The organism is Streptococcus catagoni, assembly GCF_011421425.1.
Taxonomy (GTDB): Bacteria; Bacillota; Bacilli; order Lactobacillales; family Streptococcaceae; genus Streptococcus; species Streptococcus catagoni.
The window spans coordinates 28,369-53,054 of sequence record NZ_WPCW01000003.1 but is presented as its reverse complement, the minus strand read 5'-3'; the positions used below and the strand labels follow the sequence as shown (position 1 = coordinate 53,054).

Below are 24,686 nucleotides of genomic sequence, written 5' to 3'. Positions count from 1 at the left end.
ATATAGTCAGCTTACAAAGAAAGGAAACTCTCAACTTACAGAAATTCTTTGGCCAAGGCGTCAAGTTCCTTGACTTGATGGCAGTCACGGTGAGGATTCAAGCTGGCTTTGGCAATATGATAGTAGTGGGCAAAATCTTTCTGTAATAGCTCTTGCAATTCTTCATGGATAATTTCTTTCTTTAGTAGTCTGGTCTTGGTCAGAGCCATTAAGAAATAAATCATACCCTTATCACGAGGATTGGAATAGCGTTCAATGAGGGATTCTTTCTTTCTGATAACATCAATCAAGAGCTGATAATCCTTTTTGGAACATTTAATGAGTGCCAGATAAACTTCTAATTGCACCTCTTTCCAAGGGAAACTAAAGGATTTAAGGGCTTCTTTACAGGTTATGAAAATATGCTCTGCCTTTTCATAATGCTGCAAGTAAAAATAAGACATCCCAAGTCCAATGTAGAAGGAAATACTGTAAGGTTCATTAATGCGGTTGGCTGTCAGACTGAGTGCCTTATTTTGATAGGCCATGGCTTCATTTGTATTACCCTGGATCTGTTGGATTTCTGCTAGATAATCAAGGGCTGCAGCAATCTGGATGGCATATTTTGTCTTAAGGGAATTTGTCAAACTAAAGCAATTGACGGATTCTTTTAATAATTTTTGAGCCTTATCAATCCTTCCAGTCATCAGGTAATAAAGACCATTCAATCTTAGATTAATGGCTATGGCTTCATGGTCATTGGCCTGAACAGAAGCATCCAAGGAGAGTTCTGTGTAATACTGCATCTCAGGTATATTTTCAACCTGGATACAATAGTGGATAATCTGCCTGTAACCCTCTAAGAGATAGGTTTTGTGCTGCCATTCTGTAGCGGCTTTAATAACCTTTTGAATATTGGAAATGCCCTGCTGGTAGTCTCCAATTCTGATTTTATAGCAGCCTTCCAGATAGAGAAAACGAATCATCAACTCCCGAAACTCTTTAGTTTCGGCATACTTATTTTTTAAGCTCTGAAACTGTTCTTTAATCATCTCAAAATGCTTTTGAATGAGCTTGTGGCTGTCTATATCAGGTTGATTGCTAATGGCCATCATCTGAGAGTAAATGGGAAAGAGTTCATGCTGGAAATGCAGGCTAGCCTCCAGATAATTGAGCAAATAGGCCAAAGATTTGATAGGCTGCTTAGCTAGTCTATAGTGATAGGTAATCTCATCCAGCAGAGCTGATTGATAATGGGACAGATTGATAGACTTCTCCATACTCTGGGCAATCTGAGCGTGAAAGATCCTTTTTTTAGCTAGGGATAACTGCTCATAAGTATAAATGGATAGTATGTTTTGACTAAAGCCAATGACCACTTCATCCTCTATACAGTCTTCAATGAGGATATGTTTGCGGCAGAGATGCTCGATAATGCTGACAGTTTCTTCTATGCTAAGGTTGATTAAGTTGGCAATGATGGAAATAGGAGCCCTTGTACGAAAACAGGACAAGTAGCTGAGGAGTTCTTCTTCATGGCTATCAACAAAATCAAATTTTAAAGCTAACTTGGCTTCAATAGCTGGTGTTAGGGGTGTAAATTTTTGTCCCTCTAATAACTCAGTAGTATATTCTGTTAATAAAAAGGGATTACCTTCACTAACCTCATAGATCCTGTCAAAAAGCTGGGGAGAAAGGCTGAGATGACCCAATTTGTCTCTGAGGTAGTCCAGGCTTTCTGTCCGAGATAAGGGCTTTAATATGATAAAATCAATTTGTTTGTGGCTGATAAAGTGATTGACAAAACGGTCCAGATGGTTACTTGAACTCAGGTATTTGGTTAGCACAAAGGCAACAGGATAAGAGCTAAGATGATTGATAGTAGACTGTAAGAGATCTATACTCTTAGTATCCATCCAATGGACATCTTCAATGAGGATAACAATGGGTTTTTTTGAGGCGATTTTCTTGATCACGTCCGTGATAAAATTAGAAAGAAGATTGATATCCTGGCTATGGTTGATACTATCATAGCTAAAACTGCTATCAATAATATCAGGAAAGTAGTGTTCAAGAATGGTTTTCCACTGATTCAGGGTCATGATTTGCTGCTGGACAACCAGGTCACCTAAGCCATCTACAATGTCATGCCAGGGGCTCAGTGGAGAATAGCGATCTTCACTAAAGCATTCAGATGTGACAATTTGAAAATGCTTTGTCTGATTGGCAAGTACCTGTCTGGTCACGGTTCTTTTACCAATACCAGTTCCACCAATCAGCATCATAGTGCGTGATCTTTTACTTTTAAGAATTTTACTAAAATAAGATTCCAGGGCATTGATTTCAGCTACCCGTCCAAAGAAGTGATTGGTTGTTCTCAGGAACTGTTTTATCTTTTTCTCGTTGCGATCTGTAGCAATCACTTTATCATAAATCTGCTGCGTCTTTTCACTTGGACTAATGCCTAATTCCTTATCCAAGAGATTGACTAATTTATAGTAAGTCTCAATAACCTTTCCAGGCCTGTGATGTTTTTGATACAGCCTCATTAAGAGCTGGTAATTTTTTTCCTCGTATTCATCAATGGCTATCAGGCGAAAAATATTTTCCTCAACTTCTTCAAGACTAGCTACCGCAATCATTTGATCAATTTTCTGGTAACAGCTTTTGATATAAATTTGCTCAAAACGTGAGCGCATTTTTTCTAACCAAAGGTCAAAACTTTCATTTGATTTTAAATAGAATCCTTGTAAAAATTCGCCCTCATAGAGTGAGAGGTTATCATTGGGATTATCAAGAAAGGCCTGGACATCACTCCTTATGGTCAAGTCTGTATTTAATGTTAAGATAGAACGACTAGGGCAAATGATGTAATCATTGCCCAAAATTTTATTGACTTGATAAATGGTGTTTCTGAGGTTCTTTTTGGCAGTTTGGTTGTCTTTGTTTTCCCAGAGGATACCAGCAATTTCTTCTCTATTAACAGTCCCATTAATAATAAGATAGTAGAGCAGAGCATTTATCTTAGAAAAAGAGAAGTAGATCTCTTCCTTATCTAAAAAGATTGCTGGGTTACCCAATAGTTTTAATGATAAATCGGTCATTATTGAAAACGCCTCCAAAAATTAGTAATTCCACTATAAACCAAAAATAGGGATTTATCAAGTCAGGAGAAGTGGCCTTTTTTAGCAGAAAACCTCACATAGAAAAAGAAAAAACAGTGGCTAAGAAAAGCTCACTGTTTTCATATTTATTTCATAGTTGGAAAGAGTAGGACATCACGGATTGTAGTTGTGTCAGTAAGGAGCATACAAAGTCTGTCGATACCAATTCCTAGACCACCTGTTGGCGGCATACCATATTCTAAAGCTTCGACATAGTCATAGTCAATACCAGTTGCTTCATCATCACCAAGTTCTTTGGCTTTAGCCTGCGCTTCAAAGCGGGACAACTGATCAATTGGATCATTTAATTCCGTGAAGGCATTAGCATATTCTTTAGTCATGATAAAGAGCTCAAAGCGGTCTGTGAATCGTTGATCTTCAGCATTTTTCTTAGCCAGTGGTGAAACTTCTACGGGATGACCATAGACAAAGGTTGGTTGAATAAGGGTTTCTTCAACAAACTCTTCAAAGAAGGCATTGATGATATGACCAACACTTGTGAAATGTTTTTCCAGTGGAACATGCTTTTCTTTAGCAAGAGCAATGGCTTCATCCAAGGACATTTGAGGCCAAAAATCAACCCCAGTAATTTCCTTAATAGCATCCACAATATGAACACGTTTGAAAGGTTCATTAATTTTGATATCGTGACCTTGATAAGAAACAGGACCATTTCCTTTAACTGCCTGAGCAGCATGTTGAATAATCCCTTCTGTTAGGTTCATAATATCCTGGAAATCAGCATAGGCCTGATAAACCTCAATAGAAGTAAATTCAGGATTATGGGTTGCATCCATTCCTTCGTTTCGGAAGATACGACCAATCTCATAAACACGTTCCATTCCACCAACAATCAAACGTTTCAAGTGCAATTCAGTGGCAATACGTAGAACCATGTCCATGTTTTGGGCATTATGATGGGTTATAAATGGGCGCGCAGCAGCTCCACCAGCTTCATTGTGAAGTACTGGTGTTTCAACTTCCAAGAAATCAAGACCATCTAGGTAACGACGAATTTCTGAGATGATTCTAGAACGGGTCACAAAACGATCAAAGCTTTCTCTGTTAGAGATAAGGTCTAAATGACGTTTTCTATAGATGGTTTCCACATCAGTTAGCCCATGGAATTTTTCAGGAAGGGGACGAAGTGCTTTTGAAAGGTGAGTTAGCTTAGTAGCCTTAATAGAAAGCTCACCCATATCAGTACGCATGACTTCCCCTTCAACTCCGAGAAAATCACCTAAATCAGCCTTTTTGAAAATATCATAGTTGTCTTCACCTACGGAATCTTTGCGGACATAAATTTGGATCTGTCCTTCACGATCTTGAATGTGGGCAAAGCCGACCTTACCCTTACCCCGTTTGGTCATAAGGCGCCCTGCAATAATAGCAGTTTCATCTAATTCATGTAATTCTTCTTTTGATTTGTCAGCATATTTTTCTTTTAATTGGGCTGAATCCGCAGTGCGTTCAAAACGCTTACCAAAAGGATCAATTCCTTGTTCAGCCAAAGCCGTCATTTTTTCACGACGGACAATCTGTTGATCATTTAATTCTTCCATATGTTCGTTTGACATGGTTTCCTCCAATAAGTTTTCCCTCCTATTGTAACATAAATAGAGGGATAGTACACCTTATTTTCGCTCTTTAAGAGCTAAGATTAGAGTTTTTGAACAGTTTAAAGATCGGTTTGAAATGGCCATCTAAAAATAGTATAATAGCTAGGTATTAAAAAAAGGAAAAGAGAATCATGATTACAGCCATTGTTTTTGATATAGACGATACTATATATGACCAACAAGCGCCCTATCGCATTGCTATGGAAAAATGCTTCCCAGATTTTGACATGTCTATGATGAATAAGGCCTACATCCGTTTTCGTCATTATTCAGATATTGGTTTTCCAAGGGTAATGGCTGGAGAGTGGACAACGGAGTACTTTAGATTCTGGCGTTGTCGGGAAACTCTTTTAGAATTTGGTTATCCAGAAATTGATGAGGCTACTGGAAATCATTTCCAAGAGGTTTATGAGAATGAGCTAGAAAACATTAGCATGCTGGATGAGATGAGAATGACCTTAGACTTTTTGAAGTCTAAGGGGGTGCCTATGGGGATTATTACCAATGGACCCACTGAACACCAATTAAAAAAGGTCAAAAAACTTGGTTTATATGACTATATAGATCCTAAAAGGGTCATTGTCAGTCAGTCAACGGGCTTTCAAAAACCAGAAAAAGAAATCTTTAATTTAGCTGCAGAGCAATTTGACTTTAATCCACGAACCACACTCTATGTTGGAGATTATTATGATAATGACATTATGGGAGCCTTCAATGGTGGTTGGCATTCCATGTGGTTTAATCATAGGGGACGTAGCTTAAAAGCTGGAACCAAGCCTGTTTACGATGTGGCCATTGATAACTTTGAACAATTGTTCGGAGCAGTAAAAGTGCTCTTTGACCTACCTGATAATAAATTTATCTTCGATGTTAATGACCATCAAAACCCTATCTTGGCTATTGGTTTGAACAATGGTTTGATGATGGCTGCTGAACGTTTGTTAGAAAGTAATATGAGTATCGATAAAGTCGTCATTTTACTACGCTTAAACAAGCAGCAAGAAAAAGTCTTGCGCTTAAAATACACTTAAAAGTGTCAAAGGCCAATCATGGCTCACAGACTCCCCTAGCTCTGTTGTTCAGTGATTTGGGGAGTTTTTGCTTGTTTAAAAATAAAAAGATTGAAGAAAATACTCTAAAATGAGAATTTTAGTCAATCTAAATTTTTAGCTTTTCTGCCTTATTTTTAATGAATACTGTCTTCTAGGTAGGATTTATCATTCCAGATTAAACATTCAAAATGATCACAGTCATCTGTTTCTAGAACGGTTAAACTCGAATTATCAAGTCCTCCCAGAGCTCTTAGGTGAGCCGGTTCAAAGCCCAAAAGGGTTCTGATTGAAGCAGTCAAATTAGCACCATGTCCTACAAGTAAAACATGTTTATAGTCTTTATTTTCAAAAGACTGAATGAGATTTTTAACACGTGAAGTGGTCTGGTAAATGGATTCCGCATCAAAGAGAGCAGGACGAAACTGAGCTAAATTATGCCTAAAGGCTGAGATTTGGTTAGGGTAGATAGCCTTCATGGTGGCGATTTTGGCACCTTCTAGTTTGCCCAAATTCCATTCACGAAGAGCTTCTGTATAAATGACCTCAACTTCCTGATCTAATTCAGAAACCAGTAATTGGGTAGTATCAACAGCACGTTTGAGGTCGCTAGAGTAAACAGCATCAAAAGTAATGTTTCTTAGAGACTGTCCTAAGACTTTGATTTCCTGGTAAGATTCTGTAAGAAGTGGTGAATCTCCGCCGGCACCCTGAAAGCGACCTTCCAGATTCCATTGCGTCTTACCATGTCTGATAAAATATAATTTCATGCTATATGTCTTTCTATAAGATTTTTAATTGTGCCCCAAAAGGAAAGAGGCTGATTTTAGCTAATTTAAGAGATTGGACTGCAAAGGGAATGCCGATGATGGTTGAACAAAGCAATAATGCTGAAGTTAAATGTAATGCAGCAAGTTCCCAACCACAGAACAAGATCCAAAGAATATTTAAGATAAGACTGCTTCCAGACTGGCTGATTTCGATATCCTTTCCAAAGGGGAAAAGGCCAAAGTTTGCTATTTTAAAGCATTGTAAGCCAATTGGAAAGCCAATAATAGTTATGCAAAAAACAAGTCCAACAAGGGACCAAGACACCCAAGCCCATAAGCCTGAAAAAATAAACCAAATAAGATTTCCTAAAATTTTCATCATTACTCCTTTATATCAGCAAAACTTGCCTGGACAAAATCCGCTAAAGCTCTACTATTAATGTTAATGGATCGCCCCAGCTCACCAGCTGAAATAATAATACTTTCGTCTTCTAAGGCTCTTTGGTCAAAAAACATTGGAAACTTATGTTTTTGTCTAATGCCAACAGGATTGTTAGCGCCATGTACATACCCCGTTGTTTTCTTTAAATCTTTTTGGGGAATCATAGTCACTTTTTTATTATGGGTAAGCTTTGCTAGTTTCTTTTCAGAAAGTTGCTCTGTAATAGGCAAGATACCAATGACTGGACCTGTCTTATCACCACTTAGAGCTAGAGTTTTATAGATAGTTGATTTTTGAATGTCACTTGGTAAATCATCTTTTAAAGCATTAATAGCAAGGCTTTGATAGGGGATATTGGCTTTATCAAGGATTTGTTCAACCAATGTTTTCTTTAATTTTGCTTTTTTAGACATGGCTTATTTCCTTACGGTTTTCATAGAAAAATGGTATAAGAATCATATTAGATTATTATACCATTTTTTATATATTCAGTTAAGTAGATGAGAAAATTAATCTTTTGGTGAAAAGAATTGTGCTTGGGTAGGTACTAGGATGATTAGTGCAATCACAAGAAGTAGGAGAGTTAGTAGTGCAGCAGTTCCGTTCACAGATAGGGAATAGACGATTGCAGAGGTTCCTCTTGGTGCATAAGAGCCCCAGAAAATAACACCAGCAATAAAATGCCAAAAATATCTAAGGGCAATAGCAAGAGTTGCTGCCATGATAGCAAAAAGAGTAGCAGTGCTTTTGTTTTTATGAGACAGTTGGATCTTCATCTGATTAGAAAATAAACCAGCAATTCCCATTGATATAAAGGCTAGGATGTACTCAATGAGCACCTGGGATAAGCTTAGATAAGCAATCTTACCTAAGGCAAAATGCAGTAATCCCCAAATCAAGCCAGATAAGAGCCCATATTTCAATCCCCGTCTCAGACAAAAGAGAACTAATGGGATAGCACCATAAGAAGGGCTAAACCAAGAAAAGAAATCAGGGATGAAAGATAAGATCATGGCTAGTGCTGCAAAGATAGCGGCTTCAACCAAATACTTGATGTTGGTATTTTTAGACATATAAAAAACTCCTTTTTATTCACAAAAAGAGCCCAAGTTCACTAATGGTTAACATGGTCACAATCCCTACGCTTGTACTAACAAGATCAGGTCTTTAGGATTTCGCAGATGCGATCTCAGCTTTGTAAGCACTCCTTTGTGAAATTTCATTTGATACTATGAGTATACTAACTTATCATCAATATTGCAAGAAAAGGCATTCAAAGAACACAAGAGCTTTTTGATTTTCTTAGGTGGAGGGAGTAAAAGCTGTAACTTTAGGATTTTATACCAAGGTCAAAGCTCCAGGTCTCTAGCTAAAAAAAGTGTTTTCAGCTGCTAACTTTGTTTGTCATAAGATTTCTTGAGAAGCAGTAAAGAAAAAAGTGATGATCAAGAAAAGTCATCACTTTGTTTTCATTCTGAAAAGAGCACAGCTGTCTTTTTATTTACTTTTGCCAAAAAGTTTTTCATATGTACTTTTAGTGTCTTTATTGACAGCAATTTGGTTTAGATCCAGAGGATTGTTAAATCCTGGGAGGTAGCCTTGGGAGGTGTATTGGTGTAAATGATAGTCTAAATCAGTATTTGGAGCCGCTTCATAGTAACCAGAATCACTGCCATAGGTAGGAATCCAGATGGCATCAAAATCTTTGGTTGAGATTTCATGTTCATCCCTAAAATAAGTTCCGATATATAAGCCAATATTTTCAGCTCCTAGCTTTTCTAGCTCTTCTCTAAAAGCCTGTACACCCTTATTCATGTCTTTCATGGTTGCTTCTTCGACATCAATCCAATAGAAGGTAGGCTTGTAAGGAGAAGCACTCTTATAAAAGGCTCTAGCCTCAGCCCTCATTTCTTTTGTACTAGAACCTAGGGCGTAACTATAGACCGCAACAGGGATATTACGCTTTTGGAATTCTTTAATATGTGTTTTAAATGACTTATCAATACCAGTTTTGTAGGCTGCATTGTTTCGAGAAGTAATTTGGGATCCGCCAAAGACTCGAACAATAGCGCCAGAAATGTTCTTTGATAAGAGGTCGTAATCAATCTCACGTGGAAGTTGCCAACCAGAGACATCAATGATAGGATTTAGGACAAATTCTTCAGTGTCAGAAGTGCTTGAGGTCTTTTTATCAGAACTGCTGGAAACTATTGGAACACTTGCTTTTGCTGTACGAAGTTCCTTTTCTTTGAGATTATTTGAATGTGTTTTCCCAATAATTAATAAAAGAGCAATTAAGATAAAGAAGATTAGCACTACAATAGGCTTTATTCTTCTTCTCATTATTGATATTGTACCCTAAAAGATTAAAAAAATCAAAATTAGCCCTTTAGATTCTTATATTATCTTTCAATTTAAGTTTTTCAGTCTAGGATAAATTCAAAAATGCATGACAGCAGTCAGTGCCAAACTTTTTAAAAAGTTATTATTTAGTTTGAATTTATATGAAATCCTTGAAACTATATAGCTTATACCTATATTAAGACTGAGGCTTATTAATCTTCCTAAACTCTTTATCATTTTTCTTAAATGAATGAGTAAACTCTCTGTTCAAGAAACTGGTCAAGATCTTTATTTTTTGTCATAATAAAGGTTAGGAATGAGAGGAATGTTATGTCTACTAAACAACTAACAAGGATCGCCATTTTTTCAGCCTTAGCCTTTGTCTTAAGAATGGCCTTTAGCAATTTGCCTAATGTTCAGCCCATTATGGCATTCTTTTTGCTGATTTCCATTTTTTATGGTCTTTATGAATCACTCTTGGTCATGATGATCTGTATGCTGATCAGTTCTTTTCTTCTAGGCTTTGGACCTTGGGTATTTTGGCAAATTTCTTCCTTTAGTATTGTCTTTTTTATCTGGCTTTATGTCTTTTATCCTCTGTCAAAGAAAATAAGGGTCTATAGGTTAGGTGTTCAAGCTGGCTTGGCAGCTCTTTCTGCTATTTGTTATGGCATTATTATTGATTCCTGCTTTGCTTATCTTTATAGTATGCCTTGGTGGACTTATGTTCTTAGTGGTCTCAGCTTCACTTTAATTCACGCTTTATCAACTTTTATCTTTTATCCCATTCTCTTTTCCATTTTTAGGAGGTTAAGTCATGAAAAAATATAGCATTACCTTATTTTTATCACTATTGTCACTTTGTCTAGTGGCTTGTCAAAATCCTAATACAAATCACAGTAAAGAAAGCAGTGAGAGTAAAGGAATTGCCAGATTAATTGTTAAAGAGGACACCAATATCATTGACGAAAAAGTCCGCTTTAAAAAAGGTGACAGCGCCCTGGATCTTTTGAAGGCCAATTATAAGGTTAAAGAAAAGAATGGCTATATCACTGAAATTGACGGACATAAAGAAAAACCAGCTCAAAAGAAATACTGGCTCTTTAAAATAAATGATAAATTGGCCTCAAAGGCAGCAAATGAAGAAAAAGTCAAAAATGGGGACAAGATCGAATTTTATCAAGACGTAGTTAAATAAAAATGTCCAGTGGACATTTTTATCCTTGTGCCTAGAAATAAGAAAGCACAAGCAAGTCCAGTGGACATTTTTATCCTTGTGCCTAGAAATAAGAAAGCACAAGCAAGTCCAGTGGACATTTTTATCCTTGTGCCTAGAAATAAGAAAGCACAAGCAAGTTCAGTATTCATAGAAAAATAGTGAAAAAAAGACCACAAGGGCCTTTTTCTTCAATTTTAAGATGATAAAGTTACTGTCATCTTTTTTTATATGCTTAGATCTGTTTGGAGTAATCAATAATTTGGTCAACAGTGTCACTTAAGAATGCAATGGTATCATGAAGTGGTTTATCTGTTGAAATATCGGCTCCAATCAATTTAGCTGTTTCTAAAGGTGTGCGGCTGCCTCCAGATTTTAGGAAGTCTAACCAATCACTAGCACCAGTAGGATTATTTTTAAGGTTAAGGAATCCAGCAGTAGAAATCACAAGGCCTGCTGAATAAGTATAGCTGTATAGGCCCATATAGTAGTGTGCTTGACGCATCCAAGTTAGGGCAGCATCGTCATCAATTTCAATGGCGTCACCCCAGAATTCAGTGAGAACCTCTTTCATCATCTTGTTCAATTGTTCGGCACCAAATGTGCCTCCTTGCTCAATAAGTGTGTAAACTTTTCTTTGGAAGGCTGCTTCCAGCAAATGTGTGATGAAATTGTGGAAATAGGTATCTGTTAGACGATGAGCTAGGGCAAAGCGTTTTTGACGGGGATCATCAAATTGTTGTTCCAAGTGGTCACTGAGCAAAAGTTCGTTGAAGGTTGAAGGAGCTTCGACATAGTAGGTAGACATATGAGTATTAAAGTAACTTTGATGATTGTCTGAAAAGATAAACTGGCCGGAATGTCCAATTTCATGGATCAGAGTATAGACATCTGACATGCGGCCTGTCCAACTCATTAAAATATAAGGATGAACCTTGTAAGGATCAGCTGCATAGCCACCAGAATCTTTGTTGGCATTGGCTGCAAAATCAACCCAGCGCTCTTTTTGATAACGGGCAATTTCCTGACAGTATTGTTCTCCTAGAGGTTCTACCGATTTCATTACTAAATCGTAAGCATCCTCAATAGACACTTCGGGATTAAGTTCATTATCAATATCTAGTTTCCAGTCTGCGAAGGTCATCTTATCTAAACCATTAACCTTTGCAACATGTTTTAGGAATTTTTGAGCAACAGGGCCAAATTCTGTCATAATGAGATCAATCTGACGGTCAAACATTTGACGATCCACTTCTTGTTCAGCAAGGAGATAATCAAATACAGACTTATAGCCTCTCATGTCTGCAATTAATTTTTCAGACTTAACCTTGGCAAGATAGGCAGCAGCTGCAGCATTTTGATGCTTAGACAGACCCTTAGAAAAGGAACGAAAAGCTTTTTCACGGATTTGGGCATTTTCATGATTTTGGTAGAAATTTTCATAGCTAACAAAGCTATTCTTATATTCTTTACCATCCACGCAGAAGCTGTCCATTTCAAAATCTCCCGCCCGCATCTTGGTGTAGATATCATAAGGAGCATTGAGAACTTCGCGAAGGTTAGTCAGAGCCTTCTCAACAGCTGGCTCAAGTAAATGGTCTTTGCGAAGCTTGGCTTGTCGGATCAGTGCTATGTAATGACTGTTTTTTTCCAGCTGGTCTAAGATCTCCTGACTGGCAGTAGCCAAGGCTGTTTCAAAAAAGCTGAGCTGTACACTTGCTTTTGTTATAAAATCATCTCCCGCCTGAGCTATCTGGGCAAATTCTTCACTAGAAAAATCAGTTGTTTGAGGCATGAAGGCATAGGTTTCAATATGACTAATCTGAATATAGATTTGTTCAATTTCTTCTAAGGCACTTTCAAAGTCTTCTACTTGCTTCAGTTGGTTTTCATAGTTCTTTTTAAAAAGGCGAACATCTTCTTGACACTTTTCAATAGCTAATAAAAAATCTTCTCTGTCCTTATACAAAGCAGTTAGATCCCATAGCTCTGCTTCTGGGAATTCAGAACGTTTTTTTAAATCCATAATTGGCTCCTTTTGTAGTAGAATGGTTAGATATAGTATATCAGAATTTAGATCTGATTCCTACAAGCATAATAAAAACGTCCGTTTTTAAATAAAAGAACTTATTTTTTTATAAAAAACAGACTTTTTTTGTAAAACCCCTATCAATTTGTAGGAAAAGTGTTATGATGAATACAAAGTTATTAGTGAAGGAGCCGAAAAATTGTCAGTTAAAAAATTAGAAACCCCTCATCATCAAGCAAACATTTCTGAAGAAATTAGTATCTTAAAAGAACTCCTAGATGATACCACTTGTCGCATGATAGGCCATGAAACATTTGGAAAAATTAATAGCTTAATTGAACTTTCTGAAAAACAAGACCATTTTTCTTTGGAAAAATTCATCGAAGACTTAAGTGATGATGAAATGGTCATATTTTCACGGTATTTTGCCATGCTTCCTTTATTAATAAATATCTCAGAAGATGTTGATTTTGCCTATGACATTAACTATCAGAACAATACAGACACTGACTATCTTGGAAAATTATCAGCCACTATAGCTGAGGTTTCTAAAAAAGACAATGCCAAGGAATTATTGGAAAATGTCAATGTTGTTCCAGTTCTAACAGCCCACCCTACTCAGGTTCAAAGAAAGACTGTCCTTGAACTGACTAATAAAATCCATAAACTCCTCAGAAGCTACCGTGATGCAAGACCAGGTACGCTCAATGAAAGAAAATGGCGTGAAGAACTAGGCCGTTATATTGAGCTCTTGATGCAGACTGATATTATCCGTGAGAAAAAACTTAAGGTTAAAAATGAAATCACAAATGTCATGCAATATTATCAATCATCACTGATTGAAGCCATTACAGATCTTAGTAACAACTTTCAAGAATTAGCCTCAAAGGCGGGTCTTTCCTTAGAAAAGGCAAAACCAATTAGCATGGGAATGTGGATAGGAGGCGACAGAGACGGCAACCCCTATGTCAGTGCTGAAACACTAGACTTATCTGCTAAGGTTCAGAGTCAAACCATTATCCATTATTATATTGAAAAATTGTCGGCCCTCTATCGGAACTTTTCCTTATCTTCAACCCTTACGACAATTAATGAAGAGGTCAAAGACCTTGCTCGCTTATCCACGGATCAATCCATTTACAGGGAAAATGAACCTTACCGCAAAGCTTTTCATTATATCAAAACACGCCTCAGCCAAACCCTCCTTACACTGTCTACTGATAAGAGGGAGTTAACAGAAGGGATTGCTCCTTACCAATCAGCTGATGAGTTTAAAAAAGACCTTCTATCTATTAAAGCTTCTTTGATAGATAATGGTGATGACAGACTGATTGATGGTGATTTTAGGGACTTGTTACAGTCCTTGGATATATTTGGCTTCTATCTTGCTAGTATCGATATGAGACAGGATTCTAGTGTTCACGAAGCCTGCGTTGCTGAACTTTTAAAGCTAGCAAACATTAATGACCATTACAGTAGTTTGAGTGAAAAGGAAAAATGTCAGCTCTTACTCAAAGAATTAAGTGAAGATCCTAGAACCCTATCCTCATCTAACTGTGAAAAATCTGAAGTACTGCAAAAAGAATTGGCTATTTTTAAAAAGGCAGCCTATCTGAAAGAGCAACTAGGAGAAGATATTATCAAGCAGCATATTATTTCACACACCGAGAGTGTGTCTGATATGTTTGAATTAGCCATTCTCCTAAAAGAAGTAGGCCTGGTCGATAGGGAAAAGGCTAGAGTTCAAATTGTTCCACTTTTTGAAACAATTGAAGACCTTGAAAATGCTAAGCAAATCATGGATCAATATCTAAGCTATGACATTGTTAAGAAGTGGATTGCCTCAAAAGATAATTATCAAGAAATCATGCTAGGCTATTCAGATAGTAATAAGGATGGGGGTTACCTGGCGTCAGGCTGGACACTCTATAAGGCTCAGAATGAGTTGACTGCTATTGGTGACAAAAAGGGCATTAAAATAACCTTCTTCCATGGCCGCGGTGGTACAGTTGGTCGTGGTGGCGGTCCATCCTATGAAGCTATCAGATCTCAACCCTTTGGTTCTATTAAGGATCGCATCCGCTTGACAGAACAGGGTGAAATTATTGAAAACAAATATGGTAACAGAGATGTCGCCTATTATAACCTTGAGATGCTCATTTCAGCCTCTCTAAACCGAATGGTCTCTAAGATGTTAACAAATCCTGATGACATTGATCACTTTAGACAAACAATGGATGGTATTGTTGAAGATAGTCAGCTGATTTATCGTCAATTAGTTTTTGAGAATCCTCATTTTTACAACTATTTCTTTGAAGCCAGTCCCATTAAGGAAGTTTCGAGCTTAAATATTGGATCTCGCCCAGCTGCCAGAAAAACCATTACTGAAATAGGGGGACTACGGGCTATTCCTTGGGTATTTTCATGGTCGCAAAATCGGATTATGCTCCCTGGTTGGTATGGAGTAGGCTCTGCTTTTAAACACTTCATTGATAAGGCAGAAGGTAATCTAGCTCAGCTCCAGTACATGTATGAAAGCTGGCCATTCTTCCATTCTCTTTTATCTAATGTAGACATGGTTCTATCAAAGTCAAATATGAACATCGCCTTCCAATATGCGCAATTAGCAAAGAGCCAAGAGGTTAGAGATGTCTTTCATACCATCCTTGATGAGTGGCAATTAACTAAAAACATTATTTTAGCTATCCAAAAGCATAGCGATTTATTAGAAGATAATGCCTCATTAAAACAAAGTTTAGCCTTCAGGCTGCCTTATTTCAACGTTCTCAATTATATCCAAATTGAATTAATCAAACGATTACGAAAAGAAGAACATAATGAAGATTACGAAAGATTAATCCATACAACCATCAATGGGATTGCTACAGGTTTACGTAATTCTGGCTAATCAATAGGAGGAGGGAGCCAAGCTTCCTTTTTCCTTTTTTTTGCTTGAGAAAGATGTTATAATGCTTAAAGATTATCTCAGAAACAGGGGAAACTATGAAAATTGATAAAAGGCATTTGCTTAATTATTCCATATTATTGCCTTATCTAATACTTTCTGTAATAGGCCTAATCATGGTCTATTCAACGACCAGTGCTACCTTGATTCAGTACCATCTTAATCCATTTAGATCAGTTATCAACCAAGGGACTTTCTGGGTCATTAGTTTATTGGCCATAGCCTTTATTTATAAATTGAAACTGAACTTTTTGACCAACCAGAAGGTTTTAACTCTAGCCATGCTGGTAGAGGTCTTTCTCTTACTTGTTGCTCGCTTTTTTACTCAAGAAGTAAATGGAGCCCATGGATGGATTGTCTTGGGCCCCATAAGCTTTCAGCCAGCTGAGTATTTGAAGGTTTTGATGGTCTGGTATTTGGCGCTGACCTTTTCAAAAAAACAAGAAGGTATAGCTATATATGATTACCAGGAGCTTACCAAGAGAAGATGGTGGCCAAGGCAGGCTAGTGATCTCAAGGATTGGCGCGTCTACTCACTCATTATGATTCTACTGGTTGCCGCACAGCCCGATCTGGGAAATGCTGCCATTATTGTTTTAACAGCTATTCTTTTATTTTCAGTTAGTGGAGTAGGCTATCGTTGGTTTTCAGCTATACTAGTCTCCATCACTGTTTTATCTACCCTATTTTTAGGGAGCATTTCTATCATTGGTGTTGATCGCGTCGCTAAGATACCTGTGTTTGGTTATGTTGCCAAAAGATTTAGGGCCTTCTTTAATCCCTTCCACGATCTAACAGACTCTGGTCACCAACTGGCTCATTCTTATTATGCTATGAGTAATGGTGGTTGGTTTGGTATGGGACTAGGAAATTCCATTGAAAAAAGAGGTTACTTGCCTGAGGCACAGACAGACTTTGTTTTCTCTATTGTTATAGAAGAACTAGGCTTGATTGGAGCAGGTCTTATTTTAGCCCTTGTCTTTTTCCTCATTCTAAGGATTATGAATGTTGGTATAAAAGCAAAGAAACCTTTCAACTCTATGATGGCCTTAGGTGTTGGTGGGATGATACTGATGCAGGTTTTTGTTAATATCGGTGGTATTTCAGGCTTGATTCCTTCAACAGGGGTTACCTTCCCATTCCTATCCCAAGGGGGAAATAGTCTATTGGTTCTCTCAGTAGCAATCGGCTTTGTCTTAAACATTGATGCCAATGAGAAAAAAGAAGACATCTTAAAAGAAGCTGAATTAACCTACCGTAAGACAGTTCGCGATGAAAGCGGCAATGTCATTAATCTTAAGCAATTTCAATAACAAGATTGAAGAAAGGGCTCTTTCTTCGATCTTTTTTTATCAGTCTTTCTTTTGGAATTCTATTTTAGCTGGATCAGCAAGGAGAAAAACTTTCTTATAAGCTTTACTAACTTTAGCAATGTCCTTGTTTCTAGTAAGATTTTTCTGGAAAATAATGATTTGAAGTGAAATTTCCTGAAAATGGAGATTTTTTGTAACCAAATCATGATATGATTCGTTATATAGTTAAGAGGGGAGGTGGAGAAAATCACGCTCAATAACTTTGAAAAAGAGTTAGTATCCTATGCAAATGAAATTGTAGCCTATTTACAAAAATCAGGTGCTCCTTATGAAGTGGCTAGAGACGTTAGCCAAGAAACATTGGTAAAATGGCTGGAAAGTGACACGGTTATAGCACCTCAGAAAGTCCGTTCGTGGATGTACCGTGTTGCTGTCAGGCATTACATTGATTGCTACCGAAGAGAGAAAAAGTATTTAGAGATATTACGACGTGACTTTTTTAGGTCGAACTGGGTAATCGAATTTGATCATCCAGACTACCTGCCTCTTTATCAGGCTATTCAGAAATTAAAAAAACACCATCGCTGGGTCTTAGATTTGTATTATTTCCAAGACTTTTCCATCAAGGAAATTGCAAATGTTTTGCATGTCTCACAGTATAAGGTCAAGAGTGATTTGTACCGCGCCAGACAAAAATTAAAGAAAGAACTAGAGAAAGAAGGATATCATTATGAAGACTTCAAGTGATTTTGAAAAAATAGCAGTAAATAGTCGACGAAAAAGACTATGGAAGACAGTCCTCATCAGTGTTTTATGTGTTATCATCCTATTAGGGCTCCTGGTCAGAGGCTTAGTGGAATTAACTAGTAAACACGGAAGACGGATAATGGAGAGCTATTCAACTGTTAGTCAAATTACCTATCCAAATGTAGATTACAATTCAGCTTACTATCAGGTGCATTCTCCCTTTAGTGGGCAATTTATCTCCCACCGCACCAAAACCATTGATGGCATTGAAGTTCCCTATGAAACCTATCAGCGCCAATACTCTGTTTTTGGAGAAGGGGCTGAAGACGTGATTAGCAATAAATTCGCTGATCAAGGCTATTCCACTTATACTAGAGTAAGCCATCAGAAAATCCCTCAATTTTTCAATTACAAATACAAAATACATCAGGGGGATACCTTTAAAAAAACTTCTGACATTGCTTTAGCCAGTCAGATGGCAGGGCAGGTTCTTGAAATGGCCATTAGTTTCGATAGGCCTTATACCTTTAAAGAAATTCAAGAAATGATCCCAAGCAATCTGGTCACAGAATGGTATTGGATTGGTCAATCAAATAATTATAATACAAGTGAACTAAGTCCAGCTTGTCAGATCGGTTTTTCTGTGGATACAGATAATGATAAAAGCAGTAGTCAAAAAAGAAAACTCTGGCAAAGTTTTGAACACAGTTATGATCTTTTTAGATCAAATGCCAAGAAGAACCTAAAGGAAAAATACTTCCAATATACAACAAGCACTGGCTTTGACTTCAATAAGGAATTGCAATTATACCTGGCAAAACACCCCATTGCTAAAAAAGCGACCTTCCAAGGAGTAGTGGTCAGTGGACGTGCCAAAAACTTTGAGCAACTCTTAAAGGCTAAGTGGATTTATGCCTCTAATATCGGTGAGTCAGTCCAAATTCAACCCTATCATCACCTAACTAAATAAAGAAAAGGCTTTAAACATAAAACACTTGCATTTTCCTTAGAATTTGCTACAATAGTAAGGTAAAGTTAGACTGTAACGCCTACCGTCTATCTATAAAATATATTTTATTGGAGGCTTTTCCCAAAATGGCAAAAGAAAAATACGATCGTAGTAAACCCCACGTTAACATTGGTACAATTGGACACGTTGACCATGGTAAAACTACTTTGACAGCTGCAATTACAACTGTACTTGCACGTCGCTTACCTACTTCAGTTAACCAACCTAAAGATTATGCTTCTATCGATGCTGCTCCAGAAGAGCGCGAACGCGGAATCACAATCAACACTGCACACGTTGAGTACGAAACTGAAAAACGTCACTATGCTCATATTGATGCGCCAGGACACGCGGACTACGTTAAAAACATGATCACTGGTGCCGCTCAAATGGACGGAGCTATCCTTGTAGTTGCATCTACTGACGGACCAATGCCACAAACTCGTGAGCACATCCTTCTTTCACGCCAAGTAGGTGTTAAAAACCTTATCGTGTTCATGAACAAAGTTGACCTTGTTGATGATGAAGAGTTGCTTGAACTTGTTGAAATGGAAATTCGTGATCTTCTTTCAGAATACGACTTCCCAGGTGATGACCTACCAGTTATCCAAGGTTCAGCTCTTAAAGCTCTTGAAGGCGATGAAAAATATGAAGACATCATCATGGACTTGATGAACACTGTTGATGAATATATTCCAGAACCAGAACGCGACACTGACAAACCATTACTTCTTCCAGTCGAAGATGTATTCTCAATCACTGGTCGTGGTACAGTTGCTTCAGGACGTATCGACCGTGGTACAGTTCGTGTTAACGACGAAATCGAAATCGTTGGTATCAAAGAAGAAACTAAAAAAGCTGTTGTTACTGGTGTTGAAATGTTCCGTAAACAACTTGACGAAGGTCTTGCAGGAGACAACGTAGGTATCCTTCTTCGTGGTGTTCAACGTGACGAAATCGAACGTGGACAAGTTATTGCTAAACCAGGTTCAATCAACCCACATACTAAATTTAAAGGTGAAGTATACATCCTTTCTAAAGATGAAGGTGGACGTCACACTCCATTCTTCAACAACTACCGTCCACAATTCTACTTCCGTACAACTGACGTAACAGGTTCAATCGAACTTCCAGCAGGTACAGAAATGGTTATGCCTGGTGATAACGTGACTATCAACGTTGAGTTGATCCACCCAATCGCCGTTGAACAAGGTACTACTTTCTCAATCCGTGAAGGTGGACGTACTGTTGGTTCAGGTATCGTTTCAGAAATCGAAGCTTAATTTTAATTAAGTTCCCAGAATAACAATTCAAGTCAGACAAGCTTAGTTGTAGAGAGCCTTTTCGGAGGCTCTCTTTTCTGTATCATTATTTTCAACTTTCAGAAAGCTATGATTATTTTGTGAAAATATTCTTAAAATCTGTTGAATTTCTTTTAATGGAAGCTATTGTATGGTAAAATAGTAGATGTAAATAAAAAAAGAAGAGGTAAGTGATATGTCACGTAAACCAATTATTGCTGGTAACTGGAAGATGAATAAAAACCCAGAAGAGACTCAAGCATTTGTAGAAGCTCTTTCAGGAAAATTACCATCAGCTGATCTTGTAGAAGCTGCTATTGCAGCACCTGCAGTAGATTTGAACGCTCTACTATGGTTTGCAAAGGATTCAGATCTTAAAGTTGCTGCACAAAACTGCTACTTTGAAAACTCTGGTGCCTTTACTGGTGAAACAAGTCCAAAAGTACTTAATGAAATGGGTGTTGACTATGTGGTTATTGGTCACTCAGAACGCCGTGAATACTTCCATGAAACAGATGAAGACATCAACAAGAAAGCAAAAGCTATTTTTGCTAACAAGATGACTCCAATTATCTGTTGTGGTGAAAGCCTTGAAACTTATGAAGCAGGCAAAGCAGAAGAGTTTGTTGGAGCGCAAGTATCAGCAGCACTTTCAGGCTTATCAGAAGAGCAAGTTGCTTCATTAGTTATTGCTTATGAACCAATTTGGGCTATTGGTACTGGTAAATCAGCTACTCAAGAAGATGCACAAAAAATGTGTAAAGCTGTTCGCGATGTTGTTGCTGCTGACTTCGGTCAAGCTGTCGCAGACAAAGTACGTGTTCAATATGGTGGATCTGTTAAACCTGAAAACGTAGCATCATACATGGCTTGTCCAGATGTTGACGGTGCTTTAGTAGGTGGTGCATCACTTGAAGCAGAAAGCTTCCTAGCATTGCTTGACTTTGTAAAATAAGAAATGAAAAAGAGACTGCAGTTTAAAACTGAAGTCTTTTTTAGGCGGTTGGTGAAAGTCGTGACCTCTTGCTATTGCAAGCCTAATTAAGAGCCTGAGGACCTCAGCTACTAAGGTCAAAGCCAATCTAAATCTAGAAGCTTGTACTTTACTTTCTTCGCCAAGCTCTCATTCTTATAAGATTGCTCTTTGAAATAGCAAAGCAAAAAGTGATGATCAAGAGAAATCATCACTTTATTTACACTTTAATACCTTAGTTTCTGCCTAAAAGCTTTTTGATAGCTTGGATGGTTTTATGTTTGATTGGGTTGGGGTAGTAGGAGAAGGAACCTGCTGTTCTTTCCACATGACCATTAAAGTTCTGCTTGAATCCTAATACGCCATCTGAACCATCAAATACACCTTCAATACCCAGCAAGTTATATCTTGTGATGCCACGCCTTAGTGCTTCAAGCATGACATATTCCTGAAGAACTGCCGGGGCATAGAACTTATTAAATTCAGGATAGGAGCCACTGAAGAAATACACAGCTTCTTGCTCAGTAAAGATAAAGACAGAGCCTGCTAGGATAACATCCTGATCCTGGTATTTTTGAATAAAAGCTTGTGCTTCTTTTTTTCGTACTTCAAAGGTTTCAAACTGACTTGAAAATTCTTTGTGCTGATTTCTTTTCTTCTCAGAATTGGGATTACTTTCTAAATCCTTTTCAAGCTTATCCAATTTTGCCCGCAGTTTTGCTTGGTCTTTTTCCAGATTGGCATAATAGTCTTTAAAGTTTAAGCTAGCTACTAAGAATTTAGCCTTGTCCTTAAAGGAATCAAAGAGGAATTCATAATATTCAAGGGGCTTATCATTATAGTCACGACGGTCAGAAGTAGAAGAAGTGATCTTTTTAAAGTCTTCTAATTCATCACGCTTTAGTTGACGGACTTTTATACCAAAGGTTTTTGATTTTTTAACCAAGGGCTTGCCCTTTTTACTAAAAGAATTGATCAGAGTTTTTTCAGTCAGGCCTTCTAAACTTTTGATATAGTGCCAGTCACTATTTTCAAACCCAGAAGTCAGACCATCAAAGTGAAAACCAGCTGCTTCAAAGAGACTTATGATTCCTTTCTTTTCTGGGCTAATTGGCTCTCCGTGGTCATCGTAGCTTTGATAGGTATCATAGGGTTTTACTTTTAACTCCATGACCTTTTTTTCTTTGGCATAATCTCTGAGAGCTTCTAGGAAGGCTTGTAGATAGTTGATATCACTATAGATTGGCCCATAGTGTATTTCCATATGTGTACCACCCGCAATAGGGGTACTAAATAAGACAGCAGAGACTTGCAAGTTATGGTTTTCATCTTCAAAACCAATTAATTCTGTTTGATAACCACGTTTGTTTAAAAGATGGCTCATACTGACAGACTGTTCAAAAAAACGATCTTTTACAGAATTAGCATGAGCTTCAAAGCGTTCTTCACTTAGTTTAATTAGCGCCATTAATGTTTACTCCTTATCTGTTTTCGTAAGTTGTAAGCTAGCATTGCTGGCTTAAATAAGGGACTAACAGGGATATTAAATTCACCCGCAAATTCTTCGATGGTAGGATTGTATTTTGATTTAAAATGGAATAATCCACCATCTAGTTGGTTTTCAACCCCACCCATATTTTGCCAGTGGCAGCCCCTTGAAAAGGCCTCCTTAGCTGTTTGATACCATGTGAGGATGGCTGATTGATAATGGCGGTAGTCTTCATCCATACCTGCATAAAGGTTTTCAGAAGTTTGTCCAAAAATCACAGTTAAAGTAGCAGCCAAAGGAACGATTTCATGACCTAGCCCTAGTTTTTGCTCCAAGAAATCTAATTCTTTTTCAATGCGGCTGATAGTATTTTGATTTTCTTTGATCTTTGTTTCCTTGGATTTTTCCGTGAAATTTGACTTTATCTTAAGAGCTTTTGTTAGCTGTTCTGTCAGTTCTTCTTTTCTCTTTTTCAAATCCAATTTGGCCATAGTAATATAACTATTATCAGGATAGGTCTGCATTAGTTTTTGATAATAGTCTTTTCCTCGAAGGTAGATACTTTTACGTTCTTCAGTCTTTTTCATTAAATCTGCAAAGTCAGCCAGCAATTCTTCCCCACCAACTAGGATGTCAATACCTTTATTTTGAGCGGTACGAATGGCCTGCTTGGTTTTCTTAGGTAGGCTTTGCAGATCAAATTGATTAGCATAGAGATTGGCCTGAAGTCTTGGCTGAATGGTTAGAGACAGATCCTTAGTTCGACCTGACCACTCAAGGCCACGCTTGCATAAGAAGTTGATTACTGAAAGGGTTAGCTCGTCTTCTTCATTATCATCAGGACTATCAAGTTGATACTGTTTGATAAAGAGTGTTGGATCACATTTGATAAAGAGAGCATGCTTTGTTTTACCATATTTTTTCAATGATGAGATGACAAAATCTAGGAGCTCATAATTAGAAAAATCAACAATAGGACCGCGTGGAATATAGAGCATGGTAAAACCTAAGGGGAGTTTTTTAATCAAAATAGAAGCAGTGGCCACCAATTCTTGATCTTGATCTTGATAAAAGCCAATCAGCTCATGATCCCACTCTTCTTTGACACTTCCCCATTTAGAACTCTGCAAGAGATTACATTTTTCATTGGCCAAAAGGAATGCGTCATGTTCATCAGGACTTATTCCAACTTTATATGTGTACATTAGTCTAACACCCACTCACGAATAGCATGCGCTACGCCGCTTTCATTATTTGATTTAGTGATATATTTGGCAATTTTTTTGAGTTCTGGAACGCCATTTTCCATGACAACTGGGTTTTCAACAACTTCCAGCATGGCACGGTCATTTTCGGCATCACCAATTGCCATTGTTTGTGACATATCTAGTCCTAGTTTTTCAGCTAGGTGTATAATGGCATTTCCCTTGCTGACAGACTTGGTCATAAATTCCAAATAAAATGGTGTTGATTTAACAATATTGTACTTCTGGTAATAAGATTGTGGGATCTTTTTGATGGCCGCATCTAAGATTTCCGGTTCATCAATCATCATGATTTTGACAATTTCTTTGTTATGCATTTCTTCGGGAGTTCGGTAGTAAATTGGCATATTAACTAAGGTAGCTTCGTGAACAGAATATTTACCAATATTACGATTTGCAGTGTAGATCCCTTCTTTTGTAATGGCATGCATATGAACATTTAATTGGCGACTGAGAAACTCAATATCATTATAATCTTCGTATGCCATGGTTTCTTTAACGATCTCATCACCAGTCGCAGCATCTTGAACTAAACCACCATTAAAGGTAATAACATAATCTCCAGGTTCATTTAAATGCAATTCTTCTAATAGGTGAGTGACACCTGCAATAGGACGACCAGTCGCTATAACCACATGTATGCCTTCTTTTTTGGCATCGTGGACAGCACTGATAACCTGATCCGTAATTTTTCTGTCGTCAGTAATTAATGTGCCGTCAATGTCAACAGCAACAAGTTTGATAGACATGGGATTCTCCTTAGTAAATAACATCAAAATTTTCGAAAAAAACTTCTACCCTTTATCATACTAAAAAAGACTGTTTTTGTCATGAATTGCAGGGCTAAAAGCTTGCTTTTGGGAAAAGAAAACGTTTTTATAGCTTAGCAGATTTCCCAAGAGTAGAAGGTCTATGCTTTCAAAAGACATTTTTGTCATTAGTTTAGAAGTCCTAACAGCTAGTAGTCTTTGACTGAAGTCTCAACAAAATGAGGAAGACAAGAAAAAGCTAGG

Annotated in this window: 20 protein-coding genes and 1 riboswitch; of the genes, 9 read left to right on the top strand and 11 right to left on the bottom strand. The window is 37.5% G+C overall.

Going from position 1 to position 24,686, the window contains the following annotated elements:
- Positions 1-35 precede the first annotated feature (35 nt).
- Together HBN42_RS06355 and lysS are read right to left on the bottom strand one after the other, a co-directional pair.
- Positions 36-3,083: an AAA family ATPase gene (locus HBN42_RS06355; RefSeq protein ID WP_165994235.1), complete on the bottom strand. Its 3,048-nt coding sequence runs from the start codon at positions 3,081-3,083 to the stop codon at positions 36-38.
- Positions 3,084-3,229: 146 nt separating this feature from the next.
- Positions 3,230-4,720 (bottom strand): lysine--tRNA ligase, encoded by a 1,491-nt coding sequence (lysS, locus tag HBN42_RS06350; protein WP_165994234.1) that lies wholly within the window; start codon positions 4,718-4,720, stop codon positions 3,230-3,232.
- 173 nt (positions 4,721-4,893) lie between these two features.
- On the opposite strand from lysS, the gene HBN42_RS06345 reads away from it, so the two are divergent.
- A complete protein-coding gene (locus HBN42_RS06345; protein ID WP_165994233.1) occupies positions 4,894-5,793 on the top strand; it encodes an HAD family hydrolase in 900 nt (299 codons plus the stop codon).
- Between the two features lie 155 nt (positions 5,794-5,948).
- On the opposite strand, the gene HBN42_RS06340 is transcribed toward HBN42_RS06345, so the two are convergent.
- The 5 genes from HBN42_RS06340 to HBN42_RS06320 form a co-directional block, all read right to left on the bottom strand.
- Entirely contained in the window at positions 5,949-6,581 is a 633-nt protein-coding gene (locus HBN42_RS06340; protein WP_165994232.1) for a histidine phosphatase family protein, read from the bottom strand.
- A 13-nt stretch (positions 6,582-6,594) separates the two neighbouring features.
- Entirely contained in the window at positions 6,595-6,960 is a 366-nt protein-coding gene (locus HBN42_RS06335) for a YccF domain-containing protein (protein ID WP_165994231.1), read from the bottom strand.
- 2 nt (positions 6,961-6,962) lie between these two features.
- Positions 6,963-7,436 (bottom strand): aminoacyl-tRNA deacylase, encoded by a 474-nt coding sequence (locus HBN42_RS06330; protein WP_165994230.1) that lies wholly within the window; start codon positions 7,434-7,436, stop codon positions 6,963-6,965.
- A 96-nt stretch (positions 7,437-7,532) separates the two neighbouring features.
- Positions 7,533-8,096 (bottom strand): energy-coupled thiamine transporter ThiT, encoded by a 564-nt coding sequence (thiT, locus tag HBN42_RS06325; protein WP_165994229.1) that lies wholly within the window; start codon positions 8,094-8,096, stop codon positions 7,533-7,535.
- A 46-nt stretch (positions 8,097-8,142) separates the two neighbouring features.
- Positions 8,143-8,242, bottom strand: a riboswitch (TPP riboswitch).
- 278 nt (positions 8,243-8,520) lie between these two features.
- Positions 8,521-9,366, bottom strand: coding sequence for a glycoside hydrolase family 25 protein (locus HBN42_RS06320; RefSeq protein ID WP_165994228.1), 846 nt, complete (start codon positions 9,364-9,366; stop codon positions 8,521-8,523).
- 330 nt (positions 9,367-9,696) lie between these two features.
- Here HBN42_RS06320 and HBN42_RS06315 point away from each other — a divergent pair, with 330 nt between their 5' ends.
- Complete coding sequence (locus HBN42_RS06315) at positions 9,697-10,197, top strand: ECF transporter S component (protein WP_165994227.1); 501 nt, start codon at positions 9,697-9,699, stop codon at positions 10,195-10,197.
- Positions 10,184-10,564 carry a DUF4430 domain-containing protein gene (locus HBN42_RS06310; RefSeq protein WP_165994226.1) on the top strand — a complete coding sequence of 127 codons (381 nt, stop codon included), beginning with the start codon at positions 10,184-10,186 and terminating at the stop codon, positions 10,562-10,564. The genes HBN42_RS06315 and HBN42_RS06310 overlap by 14 nt, the downstream gene beginning before the upstream one ends.
- A 253-nt stretch (positions 10,565-10,817) precedes the next feature.
- On the opposite strand, the gene pepF is transcribed toward HBN42_RS06310, so the two are convergent.
- Positions 10,818-12,608, bottom strand: coding sequence for an oligoendopeptidase F (pepF, locus tag HBN42_RS06305; RefSeq protein WP_165994225.1), 1,791 nt, complete (start codon positions 12,606-12,608; stop codon positions 10,818-10,820).
- 202 nt (positions 12,609-12,810) lie between these two features.
- Between pepF and ppc the strand changes: the two genes are divergently transcribed.
- From ppc to tpiA, 6 genes are all read left to right on the top strand, one after another.
- Entirely contained in the window at positions 12,811-15,519 is a 2,709-nt protein-coding gene (ppc, locus tag HBN42_RS06300) for a phosphoenolpyruvate carboxylase (protein ID WP_165994224.1), read from the top strand.
- A 95-nt stretch (positions 15,520-15,614) separates the two neighbouring features.
- The gene (ftsW, locus tag HBN42_RS06295; protein WP_165994223.1) at positions 15,615-16,889 is read left to right on the top strand and encodes a cell division peptidoglycan polymerase FtsW; all 1,275 of its coding nucleotides are present in this window, start codon (positions 15,615-15,617) and stop codon (positions 16,887-16,889) included.
- Between the two features lie 237 nt (positions 16,890-17,126).
- On the top strand, positions 17,127-17,636 hold the full coding sequence (locus tag HBN42_RS06290; RefSeq protein ID WP_165994222.1) for an RNA polymerase sigma factor: 510 nt from the start codon (positions 17,127-17,129) through the stop codon (positions 17,634-17,636).
- On the top strand, positions 17,620-18,606 hold the full coding sequence (locus HBN42_RS06285; protein WP_165994221.1) for an anti sigma factor C-terminal domain-containing protein: 987 nt from the start codon (positions 17,620-17,622) through the stop codon (positions 18,604-18,606). The genes HBN42_RS06290 and HBN42_RS06285 overlap by 17 nt, the downstream gene beginning before the upstream one ends.
- Positions 18,607-18,731: 125 nt before the next feature.
- Complete coding sequence (gene tuf / locus HBN42_RS06280; RefSeq protein WP_165994220.1) at positions 18,732-19,928, top strand: elongation factor Tu; 1,197 nt, start codon at positions 18,732-18,734, stop codon at positions 19,926-19,928.
- Positions 19,929-20,142: 214 nt separating this feature from the next.
- Positions 20,143-20,901: a triose-phosphate isomerase gene (gene tpiA, locus HBN42_RS06275; RefSeq protein ID WP_165994219.1), complete on the top strand. Its 759-nt coding sequence runs from the start codon at positions 20,143-20,145 to the stop codon at positions 20,899-20,901.
- A gap of 253 nt (positions 20,902-21,154) precedes the next feature.
- Here tpiA and HBN42_RS06270 read toward each other — a convergent pair whose 3' ends face one another.
- Genes HBN42_RS06270 through yidA form a run of 3 tightly spaced genes read right to left on the bottom strand, consistent with a single transcriptional unit; the run spans position 21,155 to position 24,422 of the window.
- A complete protein-coding gene (locus HBN42_RS06270; RefSeq protein WP_165994218.1) occupies positions 21,155-22,387 on the bottom strand; it encodes an aminoacyltransferase in 1,233 nt (410 codons plus the stop codon).
- Entirely contained in the window at positions 22,387-23,613 is a 1,227-nt protein-coding gene (locus HBN42_RS06265) for an aminoacyltransferase (protein ID WP_165994217.1), read from the bottom strand. The genes HBN42_RS06270 and HBN42_RS06265 overlap by 1 nt, the downstream gene beginning before the upstream one ends.
- Positions 23,613-24,422 (bottom strand): sugar-phosphatase, encoded by an 810-nt coding sequence (yidA, locus tag HBN42_RS06260; RefSeq protein ID WP_165994216.1) that lies wholly within the window; start codon positions 24,420-24,422, stop codon positions 23,613-23,615. The genes HBN42_RS06265 and yidA overlap by 1 nt, the downstream gene beginning before the upstream one ends.
- Positions 24,423-24,686: the final 264 nt, after the last annotated feature.

What these genes read in the sequence shown, in the direction of transcription:
- HBN42_RS06355 (WP_165994235.1), bottom strand. Translation starts at nt 3,083, where the DNA reads ATGACCGATTTATCATTAAAACTATTGGGTAACCCAGCAATCTTTTTA.
- ftsW (WP_165994223.1), top strand. Translation starts at nt 15,615, where the DNA reads ATGAAAATTGATAAAAGGCATTTGCTTAATTATTCCATATTATTGCCT.
- tpiA (WP_165994219.1), top strand. Translation starts at nt 20,143, where the DNA reads ATGTCACGTAAACCAATTATTGCTGGTAACTGGAAGATGAATAAAAAC.
- HBN42_RS06345 (WP_165994233.1), top strand. Translation starts at nt 4,894, where the DNA reads ATGATTACAGCCATTGTTTTTGATATAGACGATACTATATATGACCAA.
- HBN42_RS06315 (WP_165994227.1), top strand. Translation starts at nt 9,697, where the DNA reads ATGTCTACTAAACAACTAACAAGGATCGCCATTTTTTCAGCCTTAGCC.
- HBN42_RS06340 (WP_165994232.1), bottom strand. Translation starts at nt 6,581, where the DNA reads ATGAAATTATATTTTATCAGACATGGTAAGACGCAATGGAATCTGGAA.
- tuf (WP_165994220.1), top strand. Translation starts at nt 18,732, where the DNA reads ATGGCAAAAGAAAAATACGATCGTAGTAAACCCCACGTTAACATTGGT.
- HBN42_RS06320 (WP_165994228.1), bottom strand. Translation starts at nt 9,366, where the DNA reads ATGAGAAGAAGAATAAAGCCTATTGTAGTGCTAATCTTCTTTATCTTA.
- HBN42_RS06330 (WP_165994230.1), bottom strand. Translation starts at nt 7,436, where the DNA reads ATGTCTAAAAAAGCAAAATTAAAGAAAACATTGGTTGAACAAATCCTT.
- lysS (WP_165994234.1), bottom strand. Translation starts at nt 4,720, where the DNA reads ATGTCAAACGAACATATGGAAGAATTAAATGATCAACAGATTGTCCGT.
- yidA (WP_165994216.1), bottom strand. Translation starts at nt 24,422, where the DNA reads ATGTCTATCAAACTTGTTGCTGTTGACATTGACGGCACATTAATTACT.
- pepF (WP_165994225.1), bottom strand. Translation starts at nt 12,608, where the DNA reads ATGGATTTAAAAAAACGTTCTGAATTCCCAGAAGCAGAGCTATGGGAT.
- HBN42_RS06310 (WP_165994226.1), top strand. Translation starts at nt 10,184, where the DNA reads ATGAAAAAATATAGCATTACCTTATTTTTATCACTATTGTCACTTTGT.
- HBN42_RS06265 (WP_165994217.1), bottom strand. Translation starts at nt 23,613, where the DNA reads ATGTACACATATAAAGTTGGAATAAGTCCTGATGAACATGACGCATTC.
- thiT (WP_165994229.1), bottom strand. Translation starts at nt 8,096, where the DNA reads ATGTCTAAAAATACCAACATCAAGTATTTGGTTGAAGCCGCTATCTTT.
- HBN42_RS06270 (WP_165994218.1), bottom strand. Translation starts at nt 22,387, where the DNA reads ATGGCGCTAATTAAACTAAGTGAAGAACGCTTTGAAGCTCATGCTAAT.
- HBN42_RS06335 (WP_165994231.1), bottom strand. Translation starts at nt 6,960, where the DNA reads ATGAAAATTTTAGGAAATCTTATTTGGTTTATTTTTTCAGGCTTATGG.
- HBN42_RS06285 (WP_165994221.1), top strand. Translation starts at nt 17,620, where the DNA reads ATGAAGACTTCAAGTGATTTTGAAAAAATAGCAGTAAATAGTCGACGA.